This window comes from Pseudomonas sp. FSL W5-0203 (genome assembly GCF_001896155.1).
Lineage (GTDB): Bacteria > Pseudomonadota > Gammaproteobacteria > Pseudomonadales > Pseudomonadaceae > Aquipseudomonas > Aquipseudomonas paracarnis.
Genome location: NZ_MPOR01000029.1, coordinates 1 through 17030, shown reverse-complemented (window position 1 = coordinate 17030; position 17030 = coordinate 1). Strand labels below are relative to the sequence as shown.

Annotated in this window: 13 protein-coding genes; 4 read left to right on the top strand and 9 right to left on the bottom strand. The window is 57.7% G+C overall.

The genetic code is table 11. From position 1 onward, the window contains the following. Positions 1-13: 13 nt before the first annotated feature. From BOP96_RS21635 to BOP96_RS21620, 4 genes are all read right to left on the bottom strand, one after another. A complete protein-coding gene (locus BOP96_RS21635) occupies positions 14-1141 on the bottom strand; it encodes an alkene reductase (protein ID WP_073453992.1) in 1128 nt (375 codons plus the stop codon). A 55-nt stretch (positions 1142-1196) separates the two neighbouring features. Next, positions 1197-1778 (bottom strand): TetR/AcrR family transcriptional regulator, encoded by a 582-nt coding sequence (locus BOP96_RS21630; RefSeq protein ID WP_072435642.1) that lies wholly within the window; start codon positions 1776-1778, stop codon positions 1197-1199. A gap of 104 nt (positions 1779-1882) precedes the next feature. Continuing rightward, positions 1883-3136 (bottom strand): cation:dicarboxylate symporter family transporter, encoded by a 1254-nt coding sequence (locus BOP96_RS21625; protein WP_073453990.1) that lies wholly within the window; start codon positions 3134-3136, stop codon positions 1883-1885. Positions 3137-3248: 112 nt separating this feature from the next. Beyond that, a complete protein-coding gene (locus BOP96_RS21620; RefSeq protein WP_014718007.1) occupies positions 3249-3674 on the bottom strand; it encodes a VOC family protein in 426 nt (141 codons plus the stop codon). Between the two features lie 155 nt (positions 3675-3829). Here BOP96_RS21620 and BOP96_RS21615 point away from each other — a divergent pair, with 155 nt between their 5' ends. Further along, complete coding sequence (locus BOP96_RS21615; RefSeq protein WP_073453988.1) at positions 3830-4702, top strand: LysR family transcriptional regulator; 873 nt, start codon at positions 3830-3832, stop codon at positions 4700-4702. Between the two features lie 210 nt (positions 4703-4912). Further along, positions 4913-6187 carry a glycoside hydrolase family 68 protein gene (locus BOP96_RS21610; protein ID WP_014718005.1) on the top strand — a complete coding sequence of 425 codons (1275 nt, stop codon included), beginning with the start codon at positions 4913-4915 and terminating at the stop codon, positions 6185-6187. A gap of 207 nt (positions 6188-6394) precedes the next feature. Here BOP96_RS21610 and BOP96_RS21605 read toward each other — a convergent pair whose 3' ends face one another. Both BOP96_RS21605 and BOP96_RS21600 read right to left on the bottom strand, forming a co-directional pair. Beyond that, entirely contained in the window at positions 6395-8104 is a 1710-nt protein-coding gene (locus BOP96_RS21605; RefSeq protein ID WP_020303198.1) for a polyurethane esterase, read from the bottom strand. 118 nt (positions 8105-8222) lie between these two features. Further along, positions 8223-9470: an MFS transporter gene (locus tag BOP96_RS21600; protein WP_032874328.1), complete on the bottom strand. Its 1248-nt coding sequence runs from the start codon at positions 9468-9470 to the stop codon at positions 8223-8225. Positions 9471-9572: 102 nt separating this feature from the next. Between BOP96_RS21600 and BOP96_RS21595 the strand changes: the two genes are divergently transcribed. Both BOP96_RS21595 and BOP96_RS21590 read left to right on the top strand, forming a co-directional pair. Then, on the top strand, positions 9573-10541 hold the full coding sequence (locus BOP96_RS21595; protein ID WP_073453986.1) for an AraC family transcriptional regulator: 969 nt from the start codon (positions 9573-9575) through the stop codon (positions 10539-10541). A 220-nt stretch (positions 10542-10761) separates the two neighbouring features. Next, positions 10762-10989: a hypothetical protein gene (locus tag BOP96_RS21590; RefSeq protein ID WP_060767487.1), complete on the top strand. Its 228-nt coding sequence runs from the start codon at positions 10762-10764 to the stop codon at positions 10987-10989. Between the two features lie 136 nt (positions 10990-11125). Here the strand turns inward: BOP96_RS21590 and BOP96_RS21585 are convergent, their stop codons facing one another. The 3 genes from BOP96_RS21585 to BOP96_RS21575 all read right to left on the bottom strand — a co-directional run. Beyond that, positions 11126-12448 carry a hypothetical protein gene (locus BOP96_RS21585; RefSeq protein WP_073453984.1) on the bottom strand — a complete coding sequence of 441 codons (1323 nt, stop codon included), beginning with the start codon at positions 12446-12448 and terminating at the stop codon, positions 11126-11128. Positions 12449-12499: 51 nt separating this feature from the next. Next, on the bottom strand, positions 12500-16138 hold the full coding sequence (gene tssM, locus BOP96_RS21580) for a type VI secretion system membrane subunit TssM (RefSeq protein ID WP_073453982.1): 3639 nt from the start codon (positions 16136-16138) through the stop codon (positions 12500-12502). 20 nt (positions 16139-16158) lie between these two features. Then, positions 16159-17030, bottom strand: an 872-nt coding sequence (locus BOP96_RS21575) for a T6SS immunity protein Tli4 family protein (RefSeq protein ID WP_175563005.1), incomplete at its 5' end; no start/stop codon positions are given.

Sequence of the window (17030 nt, the reverse complement as noted above, 5' to 3'; positions counted from 1 at the left end):
CGACGCCTGCGCCTTAATTAGCGCGGGACCTTGCTATTGAGGCGTCAGCGGTTGGCCAATCGATGTAACCTTTTGCACCCCCGCCGTAGTAACTCTCGCGTGGAGCGATGGTCAGCTCAACACCGCGACGCAGACGCTCGACGAGGTCGGGGTTGGAAATGAACAAGCGACCAAATGCAACCGCATCGATCCGGCCCTGCGCCCGGCGTTCGATTGCCATCGCCAGGTCATAGTTGTTATTGCCTATGAATGGCCCTTCAAACTGGGCACTCAGTGCATCCAGGTCCACGCCTTCGGGCACGGTGCGGGAGGTCGCCGTGGCGCCTTCAACAAAATGCAGGTACGCCAGGTTCAATTGATTGAGCTGCTGGATCAGGTAGCCATAAGTCGCCATGACATTGCTGTCAGGAGGCGTATTACCGGCATCAGGGGTCACCGGTGAAAGGCGAATACCGACACGGTCGTTACCCCATATCGAAACCACGGCTTCGGTGACTTCCAAGGTCAGTCGCACCCGGTTCTCAATGGAGCCACCGTATTGATCGGTGCGTTTGTTCGTGGAATCACGCAGGAATTGATCGAGCAGATAGCTGTTGGCCGAATGCACTTCTACGCCATCAAAACCGGCTCGCTTGGCGTTCTCGGCGGCCCGCTTGTATTGCTCGATGATCCCTGGGATCTCCGAGGTTTGCAGCGCACGAGGCGTCGACACCTCGACAAAGCCATTTTCGGTGTAGGTGCTACCTTCAGCCTTGATCGCCGAAGGCGCTACGGGGGCATCGCCGTTGGGTTGCAACTCGACACTGGAAAAACGCCCCACGTGCCACAACTGACTGACAATTTTGCCGCCCGCCGCGTGCACTGCGTCGGTGACCTTTTTCCAGCCGGCCACCTGTTCTTGCGACCAGATTCCCGGAGTCATGGCATAGCCACGTCCTTGGGCAGAAATGTTCGTCGCTTCGGCAATGATCAAGCCGGCACTGGCACGTTGAGCGTAGTAAGTGGCGTGCATTTCATTTGGCACACCGTCGTCGGCCATCCGGCTACGTGTGACGGGCGCCATGACTATCCGGTTAGCCAATTGCAGCGCCCCCAGATGCATGGGAGAAAAAAGGTCGGTATCCGTGGTGATATCGGTCATAAAGCCTCTCGATAAATTAGACCGGTCGTCTAGTAAAGTGGTAAAAAAAACGCCCCTATGCCAGCAGGCGCTTACTCGTGTTCAGCGCTGTTTCGAAAGCAGCCGTTGTGTTTCGCACCTTCACTAACAGTGAAGCCCCAAGCCACAGTTGATACAACGATTCAGCCAATGTCTCGGCGTTCTGGGTCGACGTGATGGACCCGTCAGCCATCCCCTGTTCAATACACCGGGTGATCCTCTGGATAATCAGCGCGGTGCCCGCTTCAAGTACGCTGCGCATGTCCTCCGAGAGGTCGCACACTTCTGCGCCGAGTTTCACCACCAGGCATTTCTCCTCGGGATGATCGAACGCCTGTGTCTTCGCCCAGTAACTCAGGTAGCCAATCAGCCGCTCGGCGCCAGTCCCTTGCGCTGCCATGACGATGTCTACCCGACCGATATACTCTTGGAAATACTCTTCCAGTAGTGCCTGGCCGAACTCCTCCTTGGAGCGGAAGTAGTGATAAAACGAGCCCTTGGGCACGCCCGCCGTCGTCAATACTTCCATAAGACCGACGGCGGTATAGCCCTTGTGGGTCATCAGTGTCTTCGCTACATCGATGATGTGCTGTCGCATGTCCAGATTAGATTTTTTCATAATGACGAGAGCCTATCCAAAACTAGACCGGTCGTCTACAAAACATTAGCAATACCTGACGAATGACCTCCTGCGTTCTCGCCTATCGTTGCTCCTGCAAACGACTAGACCCGTGCGGCTGGATAATCCGTTGAAGGTCTGAGCTCGACCTTTTCCCACTTGGCGATGACTAACGGCGCAATGGCATTGCCCAACACGTTCAACGTAGTGGTACCACTGTCGATGATCCTGAAAATGCCAGCGATCAACGCGACGCCTTCCAGTGGAAGACCTGCTGAGGCCAATGTCGCTGACAAGATGATGATGGCGAAACCTGGCACCCCTGCTGCGCCCTTGGAAGTCAGCACCATGGTCACCACCAACAGGATCTGCTGGGATAACGACAGGTCGATGCCATGGAGTGCGACAAAGATCGTCGCCACCCCAAGAAAAATCGACGCACCATCGAGGTTGAACGCATACCCCACCGGCACCACGAAACTGACGATCCGACGCGGCACGCCGTAACTTTCCATTTTTGTCATCAACTGCGGCATCACTGCGGCTGAGGCGGCACTTGAGAATGCGAGCATCAACTCATCGCGCAAGTACCGGATCAACTTGAAAATGTTTTCGCCTATCAAGTAACAGATACCGCCAAGTACCACCAACGCGAAAACAATCAGCGCCAGGTACACAACACCAATCAACTTGAGCAATGGCAACAAGGAAGCGAAACCAAACGTCGCCACGGTCGCGCCGATCATGCCGAACACACCCACAGGCGCATAAGCCATAACCATGGAGACAACCTTGAACATCGCATCGCAAACACTTTGAAGCAGTGCGATGACCGGTGCGTTTTTCTCTTTCGGTAAGGCGTTCAATGCCAGGCCGAACAGCACGGCAAAAAACAACACCGACAGCAACTTCCCCTCCGACATCGCAGCCAATACGTTATCGGGCACGATGTTCTGCAATATTACCAGCGCTCCTTTCGGCGGCTCCAGCGTGATGGATGCGGCACCGTGCGAAACACCGGAAATATCGGTACCTGTTCCCGGTTCGAAGAGATTTGCGAAACACAAGCCTATGACGACGGCCAGCGCGGTAATCGCAAAGAAATAACCGAGCGAGCGCACACCCATGCGGCCAAATGACTTGCTGTCTGGGCCACCTGCAATGCCCAGAATCATGCAGCAGAACACGATTGGCACAACGACCATCTTCATCATCTTGATAAAGATGTCACCAAGCGGTTTCAGAACCTGCACGCTGACCCATGCCTGATAGAGCGGATGGGTATTGAAGTACCAACCGACAAGCACGCCAAGCGACAGCCCGGCAACGATTTGCCACACCAAGGGAATACGTTTCATGTCTAGCCTTCTTGTTGGAATGAAAGGTCTGCGTTATCAGCAGTTGCTAGAGTCATGAGCTTGCAGCTCACGTGAGCCCCCATGGCACAGCTCAGCTGTGCCATGGGTGTTCTTATTTCGCGAAGAGCTGGCCCATATCCTTGAACGCCTTGAATTCAAGAGCATTGCCGCAAGGATCAAACAGGAACATGGTGGCTTGCTCGCCAACCTGACCTTTGAAACGAATGTACGGTTCGATCACAAATTCGGTACCAAACGACTTCAGTCGCTCGGCCAGCGCTTCCCATTGCTCCCAACCCAGAATGATGCCGAAGTGCGGAACAGGAACATCATGACCATCGACCGGATTGCTATGAACACTTTCTTGAGAGGCGGTTTTGGGATGCTCGTGAATCACCAGTTGATGACCATAGAAATTGAAATCGACCCATTGAGTGCTGGACCGCCCTTCTTCTAAACCAAAAACCTCACCGTAGAAGGTCCGTGTTGAAGCCAAGTCGTAAACAGGTATTGCGAGGTGGAATGGCGAGAGGCTCATCAGATCTCCAGTGCTTTTTTTGTGGGTTTGGCGAACATTCCCCCGTCATTGCCTCGCTTGGCTCAGCCGTTGGCGGGAATGGAAAACATCGTAGGACGGAAAACCCAACATAAAAATCAATATATATTTCTTAGAAACACAATTAATATTTATGAATGATCAAAGAACTCAAGACACTCATCGCTGTTGCGCGGGAAGGCACTTTTGCCGCTGCCGGCAACAGAATCGGCCTGACCCAGGCCGCTGTGAGCGCGCAAATCCAGCGCCTCGAAGCTGAACTGGGCGTCGAAATTTTCGACAGAAAAGGACGCTCTGCGCATCTCAATAGAATGGGCCACCAGGTACTCTTGCAAGCTCAGGAATTGCTCAATCTTTACGACAACCTGGGCTCCTCGACAATGGGACAACCCACCCACGAGCGGGTGACTATCGGCGCTATCGCGTCGGTGCAGCGCTCATATTTGCCCGAATCGCTGGCCAGGTTTCACCAGCAATGCCCGCAATGTCGCACGCGAGTCATTCCAGGGCTGTCGATGGAATTGGTCAACCTCGTCGACGCTGGCGAGATCGACATGGCCACCATCATTCGCCCACCCTTCTCGCTTCAGAGTGACCTGCACTGGACGACGCTGGCGCGGGAGCCCTACCGGCTAATAGTACCGAGCGAAGTGCCGGGTGAAGACTGGTCGGCGCTCCTGTCCAGCCATCCTTTCATTCGCTATGACCGCTCATCGTTCGGCGGCAGGCAGGTTGATCGTTTTGTGCGGCAGATGCATTTCACGCTGCATGAGGTGTGCGAACTGGATGAGCTGGAGGCCATCCTTCAATTAGTCAAAAAGGGCGTAGGCGTCGCATTGGTGCCGCAAACGTGCAGAGATCCGGAGTGGCCTATGGGTGTTCGAGCACTCGATCTGGGCATACACACCTTTCACCGCGATATCGGACTCATACACCGTTCTCGCCAAAGCCTTACCGAACCCGTGCGGATGCTGGCTGACCTGACAGTGACCAGTTCATGCGTGGCTTGAACTAACCACCCTCTCGCTCATGGCCATCACTGCGCCACGCCAATGGAATAACTTCTGTAAACGGGACAAGGTGAAACGTATCAGCTGAATGAAAAACTCAAAAAATGCATAAATGCATTTTTATCCTTGACCCACAGATCCGAGTCTTTTAAATTCGAATCACTGTATATAAATACAGTGACTTGAATCCCTACATGGACGAGGTTTCCTATGAAAAACACCCCTTCGAAATTTGGAAAAACACCCCATCAACCCAGCCTGTGGACCCGAGCCGATGCGCTTAAAGTGCGTGCGGACGACCCCACCACCACCCAGCCACTGGTCAGTGCGAACTTCCCGGTATTGAGTGACGAGGTTTTTATCTGGGACACCATGCCGCTGCGTGATATCGACGGCAACATCACCTCCGTTGACGGCTGGTCGGTGATCTTCACCCTCACTGCGGATCGCCATCCGAACGACCCGCAATACCTCGATCAGAATGGCAACTACGACGTCATCCGCGACTGGAACGATCGCCATGGCCGGGCAAAGATGTACTACTGGTTCTCTCGCACTGGCAAAGACTGGAAGCTCGGCGGCCGAGTGATGGCTGAAGGGGTTTCACCCACCGTGCGCGAATGGGCCGGTACACCGATCCTGCTGAACGAACAAGGCGAAGTGGACCTTTACTACACCGCCGTCACGCCCGGCGCGACCATCGTCAAGGTGCGTGGCCGCGTGGTGACCACCGAGCATGGCGTCAGCCTGGTGGGCTTCGAAAAGGTCAAGCCGCTGTTCGAGGCGGACGGCAAGATGTACCAGACCGAAGCGCAAAACGCCTTCTGGGGCTTTCGCGATCCATGGCCGTTTCGCGACCCGAAAGACGGCAAGCTGTACATGCTGTTCGAAGGCAACGTGGCCGGCGAACGCGGCTCGCACAAGGTCGGTAACGCCGAAATCGGCGACGTGCCACCCGGCTATGAAGAGGTCGGCAACTCGCGCTTCCAGACCGCCTGCGTCGGGATCGCCGTGGCCCGCGACGAAGACGGTGACGACTGGGAAATGCTGCCACCGCTGCTGACCGCGGTCGGCGTCAACGACCAGACCGAACGCCCTCACTTCGTGTTCCAGGACGGCAAGTACTACCTGTTCACCATCAGCCACACCTTCACCTACGCCGACGGCGTAACCGGCCCGGACGGGGTATACGGCTTCGTCGCCGATTCGCTGTTCGGCCCGTATGTGCCGTTGAACGGCTCTGGCCTGGTACTGGGCAACCCGTCCTCCCAACCGTTTCAGACCTACTCGCACTGCGTCATGCCCAACGGCCTGGTGACCTCCTTCATCGACAGCGTACCGACCGACGACACCGGCACGCAGATCCGTATCGGCGGCACCGAAGCACCGACGGTGGGCATCAAGATCAAAGGGCAGCAAACATTCGTGGTCGCCGAGTATGACTACGGTTACATCCCGCCGATGCTCGACGTTACGCTCAAGTAACGGAGGCTATGAGGTAGCGGGTTTGAGCTCGATGACAAACCCGCGGTAGATATCCGCTGCTCCCGTAGCGGTCTGACAGCCGCCATCGCAGGCAAGCCAGCTCCCACATTTTGGTCCGTGGGGCGTCAGGTAGGTATGTGTCGGCTGAGGGGCCGTCACGGGAGCAAGCTCACTCGCCACAGGTTCAACAGCCCATTGTGTGGGTATTCAGGAAATATAAATGCCTGCACCATTGAGTTGAGTCATGTTCACGCCAACCAACGTCACCGAGTTGTCGCCAAAGGACAACAGGGCATTGTCCTCGAACATCGAGACATGGGAACGGTAATCGTATTGCTGGCCCAGGTCAGGAATCCCCATGAACACCAGCTTATCGCTGGCCTGGTAGCCCTCGACCCGATCATTGCCAAAGAGGCCGTTGAACAGGAAAGTGTTGCTGCCCCCGCCCGACACCATCAGGTCATTGCCCGCCCCGCCGACGAACACATTATTACCCTGCCCACCGATCAAATGATCGTCGCCGCCCAGACCGAACAACCATTCCCCCGCAGCATGAGCGGTGAGGACATTGTCCTGCGCATCGCCGTTGGCAGAGGCCGTGTAGGGCGTCAAGGCTGTGCCGGCCAGCAGGCCTTGGCCGGTTACGTTATAGGTGACGTCGTGGGTGCCCCAGGGGATTGAATTCCACATGATGTAGGACTGCTCTTGGCTCACCAATGCACCGATATCGCGGGTCATACTGATGCCGCCATAGGCGTCGTTGATGTAGAGCGTGCCATCGCCATCGTTGGCAAAGCCGAAGCTGGCCAGTGGCTTGTGCAGTTCGAAGACGTTATCGCCCTGCCCGCCCAGCAGGATGTTGTAGCCGCCATCATCGCGAAAACGATCATGACCGGCGCCGCCTTCCAGGAAGTCGTTGCCGACACCGCCCTTGAGCAGGTCGTTGCCCTCGGTGCCGAGGATGAAGGTATTGCCAGTGTGTTTTTCAGCGTAACGGTTCAGGTCTTGTACCCAGGTGGTTTCACGCGCAGCCTCGGTCAGGCTGGAGACCACGATGGTCGAATCCTTGCTGGTCAGGTCGTAGAACTCGGAGGACGCGATACGCCCCAAACCTTGGATGTAACCGTCCAGGGAGTGAGCCTTGGCCACGCCCCAATTCAGACTATTAGGTAAATGTGCCGAGAACGACGCGTAATTATCGGTAAAACTGACGAGGTTGTTGGCGGCCGCATCCCAGCCCCGGTCGTTGCCCCAGAAGAGTGCCGAGGTATTGATGCCTTTGCCATCAATGGCTTTGAACACCGGGTCATTTTCATAGCCAATATTCAACACCGGGGTATCACCCGAGCGTTGAGCGGGTGAGGCAAAGGTTACGTAGTTGGCATCCTGATAAAAGCCGCCCCAGTGATCGTGGCTCAAGGTCGCCAGGCTGTTGGCGCCCAGTGCGCCGAGGCTATGGCCGGTGACCAGGATATCCTTGCCGCTCAAGCCCTGGCTCGCGGCGTAACGAGCGACGTTTTCGAGCAAGGCGCTGAAGGCGAACTTGGCGTAATTGGCGGCGTATCCAGGCAGTGCTGCGGCCGCCAGGTCGCTGGCCACGTCGCCCGCGCCATCCCAGGTCAAGCCAAAGGACGTGCCACGAAAGGCAATCCCCATGGCGATCAGCCTGCCAAGCCCATCGTACTGCCCCAGAATCTCGACGTTGGCCGAAGGGGCCAAGGCTGTCTCGCCCCAGAAGGTGCCTTGCTTGTCCACATGCTGCGTCACGCCCAGGGCCTGCGCACCGATAGGCGCCCAGCCACCGGTTGCCAGGGGTTGGCCGGTGGAGTCATACGCGTACTCGGATAAAGCCAAGGCGTTGCTCAGCAGCGCCTTGGCGGGGTCGCCCTTCATGCCCTTGTAATCGAAAACGCCCATGCCCTTGGTCCCTTTTCAGATGACGTGCCAGATGGCCTCGATTCGGATGGCCGGGGTCGATTGAGTGCGGGTCACGGGGGCCTGTCAAGGGTTACCTAGAAATTCAATAGTGCTCATTTTATTGAGCGCTTGCCCTCCCAGCATTGACGACATGGACAGAAGGCACCCGTACACGCAGCGCAATCAGCAACGCAGCCAGCAACATCAGCACCGCCGCCGCTATAAATACGCCCGCGCTGCCACCGAGGCTGAACACTGCACCGCCAGCGGCGGCGCCCATGGCGATGGCGGACTGCACAGAGGCCACCACCATACCCCCGGCGCTTTCCGCCTGGTCAGGTACCGCGCTGGCGACCCAGTTCGACCACGCCACCGGCACACCGCCAAAGGCCAAGCCCCAGATTGCCAGCAGTACCGCCTGCCCCGGCAACGAGGGTGGCAACAGCACCAACGCCAGTGCTGCAACCCCGACCAGCGCAGGCATTAACACCAGAGTCGCCAGCGGGCGGTGCTCCAGCAGCCTGCCAGCCAACAGCGTGCCGAAGAAGTTCGCCACACCGAACCCCAACAACATCAGCGACAGCCCTTGCGAGCCGATGCCGGTAGTACCTTCAAGAAATGGCCGAACGTAGGTGAACATCGCGAAGTGACCGCTATGCACCAGCACACAACCGAACATCCCCATGGCGATGCCTGGGCGCTGCAACACGTCGAAAACCGTGCGCAGACGTGCTGGCCGGCGCGGCGCGAGGCGCGGTAAAGTCAATGACTGAAACGTCAGGGTCACCATGCCTACCGCCGCCGCTGCAAAGAACGCGCTGCGCCAGCCGTATAGCCCGCCCAGATAACTGCCCAGTGGCACGGCAACGACCGTCCCGATGGCAATCCCACTGAAAATGATCGACAGCGCCCGAGGCAACAAAGCACTCGGCACCAAGCGCATCGCCACCGCCGCAGCCATGCTCCAGAACCCGCCCAGGGCAATCCCCAGCAAGATGCGCATCAACAGCAGCACCGCGAAGCTGGAAGAAACGGCGACCAACAGATTGGAGGCAACCATCAACGTGGAAAACCCCAGCAACACCCAACGTCGGTCGATGCCGCGGGTCAGGCCTGGCACCAACAAACCGGCGAACAACGCTACCACTGCTGTCACCGTTACCGCCTGGCCAGCCAGCGCTTCGGACACGCCCAGATCAGTCGCCATCAGTGTTAACAAACTGGCCGGAAGGTACTCCGCAGTCAGTAATCCGAACACTCCCATTGCCAGTGAGAAGACGGCCATCCACGCGGGGGCCGCAGGCTCTGCCTCCGAGAAGGCGCCGGGATGGCGGTTGGATACGGCGTCACATACACAGTCAGTCATTACAGGGATCTCCCAATCATCATTGCGACCCGCAGTCTAGGCGCGCGAATCTGGATGATCTATGATCCAAAATCTCTCATTTTTGACTAAAACACCTGAACAATGTCTGCAGAACAGTTTGCTCTTTCCTCGGATCTCATCAACGAACTGTTGCGCGGTATGCGCCTGCGTGGCGTCGAATACCGGCGTATACAAACGAGTCCGAGTTTCGGTTTGGGCTTCGCTGAAAAACCTGGGCATGCCTGGTTCCATTTCATGGCCGTCGGCAATGCGGTACTGCGAATGGAGGACGGCACCACCTACGCGCTGTCTGCCGGCAACGCCGTGTTCATCTCCCACGGCGCGGCCCATCAACTGTATTCCCATGCGGACGTACCCGTTCAGGACATCGAACGCCTAGACCGCGTCCCCCTCGGTGACACCGTATGCGCGGTTGACACCGGAACCGATGCCAGCCCAACGCCGAGCACTATTTTGTTCAGTGGTTGCATGGAGTTTGAACTGGGCAGTATCCATGGCCTTGGCAAGCTGATGCCGGGCCTGATGTTGATTGATGCCGGCGGCCAGCGCTACCCTGGACTGGTGCCCATCCTGACCACCATGGAACGCGAGGTCAGCGCCGCACGTGTGGGCTTCGCCGGCATCCTCGCGCGGTTGGCCGACGTGGTGGCCGCCATGGTCGTTCGCGGCTGGGTAGAGTGCGCTTGCGGTAATGCCTCTGGCCTGGTCGCCGCCTTGCGCGATCCACGCTTGGCCAGTGCACTGCTCGCGCTCCATCAACAACCGGGCCGCGACTGGACCGTTGCGCAGTTGGCAGAGCAATGCAATACCTCACGCTCAGCCTTCGCGGATCGCTTCCAGATGACGATTGGCATGACGCCGCTGCGCTATGTCACCGAACTACGAATGCGGCTTGCAAGCCAGTGGCTGACCCTCGAAAGGCTGCCGATCGAAGAGGTAGCACAACGCTTGGGCTATACATCCCAGGCCGCTTTCAGTCGCGCGTTCAAACGTGTTACGGGCAAGACACCGGGGTTAAGTCGCAAGGTGAGGCAGCCCATTGTTACTTGACGCTGAGCGCACGTAGTCGACGGTCTGTGCCTCTGAATCATTTAACGCCCGTTACGTCGAGTAATGGGTCACGGCAGTGCAACACCGGCTAAAGGACTGTCAAGTATGACAGTAGACGCCTGCGACGACTCATCTGAGAATGAACGCCACGCGGCAAGAATCCCAGCCTCTGATCTTGGGCCTGCACGTTTGCCGCCAGCACTCGATGAGGGGCTCAGTCATGGAGATCACTGAATGCCGCGCCGCAGACAACGTCATCTTGACATTAAAGCAGCCGATGAACGCGCGACGCACACGCCTGCTGTGCGGGTATCTGCGCCAGATCAATCCGCCGGCCGAGTATTTGATCCTGGTCGAGGAATGGACGGCGCAAGCCCATTACGTGCAGTTCAACCAGATTACAGGGTGCGCGCGCATCACAAAAAAACTGCGGCCACGCCCAGCCTGAGCATCCGCTCATGAACATGCGTTCACGTATAGCGATCGGCTTGTTCACCGCCATGGGGGTGGTGTAGGCAGAGCGCGGCCTCATTGAGCCGTCGCAGATACAAGAACTTTTATTGTATGGAGCAATCCTGCTCGCTTTACGAGCGCAGCGCCTCACCAATTTCTTCAATAGCAAAACCAACGTCATGCCCCGCACGAATCAACTCCGCGAACCGCAGCATCACTGAAGAGCCGACATCGTGGGACAGCGCCAAGGTCATCAGTTCGCGTATCGGTTCATCAAGCGCTGCTTCGACGCTGGGAGAACACGCCTGCCCTGTGAGCCAGGCAACAAGGGACGAGACCCTATGGCCAGGGGTATCTTCATCAACACCCAAAATCTCGCCTAACACCATCCCCAGTGTGCCTGCAGGATGTTGTTCCGGGCGGCTCCAAGTCTTGAGTTCAATTGACTCTCGCTGCACCTTTTCCAAGTTCCGCCGAATCTTTCCAGGAATGGTCGCCGCCGCTTTGGGGCGATTGTAGTACTCGCGGTTAGCTAAACTTGCGGCATCCCTGACAACCTTCCAGGCCACCGACCACAGCTGTGAAACACTGTAGGTATGCAAAGCTGCGCGCATAGTACTTTTAATTTCTGCCAGCTCTTGTTCCGACAGATCATGGTTATAGAGTTCGCACTGAGCGTCCAGATAGCGCATGACATCGGCGACTGCGTAATCAAGCCACAGGTTGAACAGCCCGTCAGCATCGGTATACACCCTATCCGACAGGTTACGAATGACCTCGTCCGCACGCCTTGATGCGACATCTGGTGCCAAACGATAGACAACCTGGTCCCTCAACACCCAAATCTCATCGCCCTCCCAATAGTAGGTGCCCGGGCTTGCTTTACTGGGGTCATCAAGGACGAGCCCAGCCTCACGCAATTGCAGCATGAAGTCATCGACATATCGAGGCGCCAGCCCTCGACAATCACCCGGTCTGAAGCCGCCATTGGTCAACCTTGGGGTAACAGCCCTGTCCAACGCCAGCAGAAGCACCACCTGATTATCCGGGACCGCTGAGTAGTCCACCGTACGGGTTAACTGCTTGCGTACGTATTCGGCCAACTGCCGTTCAAGCTCTGCGGCTTTGGTCTTTCTAGCCTCAAGCGCAATGGCGTCATGGTCGTTCTGACAAAGCGTACAAAGCTTCGTGGACCGTTGAGGGACCTTTTTGGTCTCTGAGCGATTTTTGATTTCGATCAGTTCCGCACACTTGGGGCAGACCTGAATATCATCGAATGCATTGCAACGTTGCCGTACGAAGCTGGCGAGTGTAACGCCTGGGGCCATTTCAATAACGTCCGTCAGAGCGCTCACTTTTTCAAGGTACTGCCCTGACTCATCGACAGCCCAGTACCGCTCGATCAGCTCAACTTCTTTAGGGTCTTCGGTCAACATTTGCAGCTTGATTGCCATGTAAGCAGTCCTGTTTCGCGTGTGATTATTTCGCACCCAGTCATCGCTGACTTATGGGCGTTCATAGGTGAGAGCTGTTGCGGCGAGCCTCTCGACCTTGTTCGGTTTTTTCTTTATTTGACGTTCTTCCAACAGAGTCCTGGGCAATACAAACCCTTCAAAACTGCGCTGTGTAATCGGGTTATTAGCCTTCTCCGCTCCAATCCGATAACGCATCAACCCATCGGCGACTGAAAAGGTCAGGTCCACACTGGTGTCGGTGCGGCCATTTAGGTGCCCGCGACTCAGCAGCCGGAACAACGACCACGGCCCGCGGTAGCTCAGGCTGGCGGTGTTGCCGGTGCTATGCACCAGAGTCAGTTGACTGCCATTGCTGTTGCCCAGGCTGTTGGGCCACACCAGACCGGTGCGCTGTGGCGCGCCGTGCTGGTAGGGGATCAGTTGGCCGTCGACGCTGAGCATGCTGCTCAGGCGAGTGGCACTCAGGGCCAGGGGTTCGATGGTGAGCTGCACGGCCAGATGGCCGCGATGGTTGAAGAAGGTCTCGCGGATGCGCTCGGCCGTTTTCAGTTGCTCCAGCACGTCGCTGCGTACCAGGTAGCCGCCGAGGCTGTCGGAGTGCAGGGCATCGAGGTTGTCTTTGAGGAACACGTTCAGGTATTGGTCGTGGAACTGCTGTAGACGCCCCTGCGGACCGAAGAAGGCTTCGAAGTCTTCCAGCGAGGCGTCCTCGCCACTGGCCTTGAACGGATAGCGGCCCGCCAGACGCTCGCGGTAGAAGCTGTAGATTTCACTGTCCCAGCGTTTTTCCAGCTCGCGCAGGGCGGCGATCACCAGCACTTGCGAGGTTTGGTCGGCGAGTTTTCTGACCTGCTGATTCAACGGCTCGGGCAGCCCCACGGCGACGCGTTGCAGGTTGGCGATGGGATCGGCGCCGCCCAGGGAGAAGCGGTTGAGCACGGTTTTAAGGGCGGCTTTACCGGGGTCCGGGTTGTCGTGCACGGCTTTGGCGTAGTCATAGACGGCGCTGACCGAACGCAGGGTTTCTTCGTAATAGGACGGCTGCTCGCCTCGTGCGGTGATCAGCTCTGACAGACTTGAGAATGCGCGCCGAATCCCTGCTGCTTGTTGTTGCTCCTCGGGCACCTTGTCCAGCTTGAGCGGCGTTTGCCCCTCAGCCAGGGGCACGGCCGGGTAGATCACGCTGTTGTCACGCAGGGTTTCCAACAGCCGCCGTAGCGGTGCAGCCGGGCCGGTGACTTGTTCCAGCACCGCCACGCCGTGGCTGAGGTCGTCAAAGTCGGTGACCGCGAACTGGTTCAGCGCACGTCGCCAGCTGTCGACGTAGTCGGCGCTGTACAGGGCTCGGATACGCTGGGTCAGCACTTTGCGGTCTTCGTCGGAGTAGTCCAGGCGTTGTCGTTCGCCAAGGACCCACTGGTCGATCATCGCCAGCTCGATAATGCCCTTGGTGCCGGGTTCGAAATAGTCCTTGAAACCCTTGGCGGTGAGCAGCGGCGGCAATTGCAGACCGCTGCCGGCTTGATCGGTGTTTAGCGGACGGTAGACGATATCGAACGCCGGGCCGACCTCAGTGCGCAGGTCCAGCGGCCGATGCATACGCTCCAGGGCATCCTGTTTCAGGCTCATATAGACCCGTTCGGCCATGGGTAACTGGCGCAGTTGCTGCTGCACTTGGGTGATGCGCTCGCGGTAGTTCGGCAGGTCGGCATCGGCGTATTTCAGCGCGTAGCCCAGGTGGCTCATCAAGTCGGCCTGCAGTTGGCCCTGGCCCGGATAGGCACGCTGCCATTGCTTGGCGACCCACTCCTCGATAATCGCTGGGCGGCGGTTGGGGCGCTCTTCGAGCATGCGGTACACGCGCAAGGCTGCCAGTTGCTGGTTGCTGCCGGCGGGCGCGGTGTTAATAGCCTCCAGCACCCCGCTGGCAATGGCCGGCAGGAAACGCTTGGACAGCAGATTCAAATAGGCTTCATCCACCGTCGGGCCAATCGTCCTGCCCTGGTACAAGCCCATATCCGATAGCAATGGCCAGGCTTCACGGTAATCACCGTAGACCAACACCGCATCGCGAATCTGGTCCAGAGGCAGCAACAGGTTGCGCCCCGTAGGGTCGACCGTGGCGTCGATGTCTCGCTCACTGAACTCCTGACTCTTGGCCAACACGTTGGCCGCTTTGTCGCGGTTGATGCTGAAGTAAAACTGCCAGGTACCCATCGCCACCAGACAGCCCAGGCACGCAACGCTGAACCCGGCGATCAACAGCCGCCGTTTGCTGCGAGCCACCTTGATGTTGTCGCCTGCAAGGCCCGCTTCGGGGTAGATCACCCGCTGGAACAGTTCCTGGGCAAAATAGATGACCGTACCACCGGCCGGTTTGACCTCCGGTGGCGGTGGCGGCAGTTGATACGCCTGCCCTGCTTCTTTGATGAAAGCGTTGCTCAGAGTGCCCTGCTGCAACACCGAGGAAAAATACAGCCCGCGCACCAACGCGGGTGTGGTGAACCGATCACTGCCAAGCATTTCAGTCAGGAAGCCAAACAACACGCGGCGCAAGCCCGCCATCTGATGCATCAGCGCCTGCAAGCGATCACATTCATCCAACGTGCGCGCCTCCCGGGTGCTGTTGAAAACCTGTTCGCAGAGGCAATCGACAAAGGCTTGATATTGGCGCGTCAGTTCCGCCAGCCAGGCATCAAAATCATCCACCGCGGCCAGGCTGAACGTGAAGCCCAGCAGATCTTCGCGACCACTGCGCGATAACCTGGCGAAGAATTCTTCGAAGCCTTCCAGCAGGTCGAACTTGCTCAGCGTCACGTACACCGGCAAGCGCGTGCCCAATTGCCGCGTCAGCTCAAACAGCCGGGTGCGCAGCAGGTTGGCGTGGGCCTTGCGCTGCTCGGGACACTGCGCCAACAAGGCCTGTATATCAATTACCAGCAACACGCCGTTCAATGCCCGACGGCTGCGGTTGCGCGTCAACCAGTCAAGCAGGTGCGACCAAAGGCGCGCATGAGTGCCGGTGGGCAACACCGGCTTGAACTTGCCCTGCTGCTCGACGTTTTCAGCCGGTGAATCCGGGTGGCTGAGAAATTCACCCGGTGGGTCAATCAACACCGCCTCGTCCCCGATCCACCAATCCACCGGGTAGGCCAGTTGCTCTTCCTGAGCCCTGGCCCCAGCCTTGGTCACATGAGACAACGAAAAGCTCTGGTTGGAGCGGGTGATCAGACTGGTCTTGCCGGCATTCTCCTCACCGAGCACCAGGTACCACGGCAGTTGATACAGTGAACGGCGGCGCTCCATATTATTCAGCAGGCTGCCCAGGCTGCGGTCCAACGCCCGCTCTTGAGCCTCGATATAAGGCAAGCAAGGGTCGGCTTGCACGGCGGCCTCATGCTGGCGTTCAACCTGCAAACGCTGATAACGCTCGCGCACGCGCCACGCCCAGATCAGCAGCGGCACCACGATCACCACCACACTGGCCGAGACCCGCATCGCCCACTCGCCCAACGGTTGGCGCTCACGCCACGTCCACTGCGGGCCCAGCCACCAGATGGCGACCAGCAAGAACATCACCCCCAACAGCACCAACACCGGCCATGCCTGGTTGAATTGGCGCAGCACCGGCAGGCCCCAGCGTTTGAGGTAACCCCAGACTGTTTTCATGAATTGCTCCTAACGCTTTTTTAGAGTTCGTTGCTTACACACGGTGAACGCATCCCTGTTGCTCCCGCTGAACCACGCCCAGGGGCATGGCTTGCGTTTTCAAAGCTGGCGATGAATTCATGGAGGATGCGTTTGCTTTCAGCAGCCTCCTTGACACTGGGGCCGCGAATGTTGGCCTCAGGGTCCGGTCTGGGCAGGACCGAGCCGTAGCGGATGCGTACGGATTTGAGGATTGCGTCCCACACGGCCATGGCTTCGTAGTCGGTGAGCGAGGGGTTGACGGGTTCTGGTGACGCGGGTTGTTGCCAGAGAGGCAGTTCGTAGCCTTTGTTGGCGAATTGGGGAAGGGTCCAGCGCACAAGATCCCTGGGTTTATCAGGATCTATGGCGGTACGCTTCTTTCCGCCTGCCGATAGGCGAATACTCATAGCTGGACGGCTTAGGGATGGGTTATCTCGATAGTTCTCGCTGACGAACAGTATTTGACGATGTGTGTCATCACTGAAGCCGATCAAGGATTCTTCGGCTTGCATTCCGGCTAATGTGATTTTGCCTATACGCAGTTGTTCATAATCGCCTGCGAGGAATATTTTCCCGTCTTTTTGGGTTCGGACATGCAAACGTTCGCCATCATCAGGTGATAAGGCGTTGTAGTAGACGTTCAGCGATACGTCTGAAGCGGGGGGGCGAAAATAGAAACTGGCGATCTCATGGTCGTGATGACTGCGAATGACAACCGGCCCAAGCGCAAACCCCGCGACTGCGGTTTCGGGGGTGACTTTGAAGATCTCTTTTGAAAGTTTTAACAGACGATCTTCAACAGGGGCGGTATTACCCTTGAAGGAGTCAGCTCGGAGCATGACGTAAACGTCATCGACCAGCAGGTGGAGTT

What these genes read in the sequence shown, in the direction of transcription:
- BOP96_RS21635 (WP_073453992.1), bottom strand. Translation starts at nt 1,141, where the DNA reads ATGACCGATATCACCACGGATACCGACCTTTTTTCTCCCATGCATCTG.
- BOP96_RS21630 (WP_072435642.1), bottom strand. Translation starts at nt 1,778, where the DNA reads ATGAAAAAATCTAATCTGGACATGCGACAGCACATCATCGATGTAGCG.
- BOP96_RS21625 (WP_073453990.1), bottom strand. Translation starts at nt 3,136, where the DNA reads ATGAAACGTATTCCCTTGGTGTGGCAAATCGTTGCCGGGCTGTCGCTT.
- BOP96_RS21620 (WP_014718007.1), bottom strand. Translation starts at nt 3,674, where the DNA reads ATGAGCCTCTCGCCATTCCACCTCGCAATACCTGTTTACGACTTGGCT.
- BOP96_RS21615 (WP_073453988.1), top strand. Translation starts at nt 3,830, where the DNA reads ATGATCAAAGAACTCAAGACACTCATCGCTGTTGCGCGGGAAGGCACT.
- BOP96_RS21610 (WP_014718005.1), top strand. Translation starts at nt 4,913, where the DNA reads ATGAAAAACACCCCTTCGAAATTTGGAAAAACACCCCATCAACCCAGC.
- BOP96_RS21605 (WP_020303198.1), bottom strand. Translation starts at nt 8,104, where the DNA reads ATGGGCGTTTTCGATTACAAGGGCATGAAGGGCGACCCCGCCAAGGCG.
- BOP96_RS21600 (WP_032874328.1), bottom strand. Translation starts at nt 9,470, where the DNA reads ATGACTGACTGTGTATGTGACGCCGTATCCAACCGCCATCCCGGCGCC.
- BOP96_RS21595 (WP_073453986.1), top strand. Translation starts at nt 9,573, where the DNA reads ATGTCTGCAGAACAGTTTGCTCTTTCCTCGGATCTCATCAACGAACTG.
- BOP96_RS21590 (WP_060767487.1), top strand. Translation starts at nt 10,762, where the DNA reads ATGGAGATCACTGAATGCCGCGCCGCAGACAACGTCATCTTGACATTA.
- BOP96_RS21585 (WP_073453984.1), bottom strand. Translation starts at nt 12,448, where the DNA reads ATGGCAATCAAGCTGCAAATGTTGACCGAAGACCCTAAAGAAGTTGAG.
- tssM (WP_073453982.1), bottom strand. Translation starts at nt 16,138, where the DNA reads ATGAAAACAGTCTGGGGTTACCTCAAACGCTGGGGCCTGCCGGTGCTG.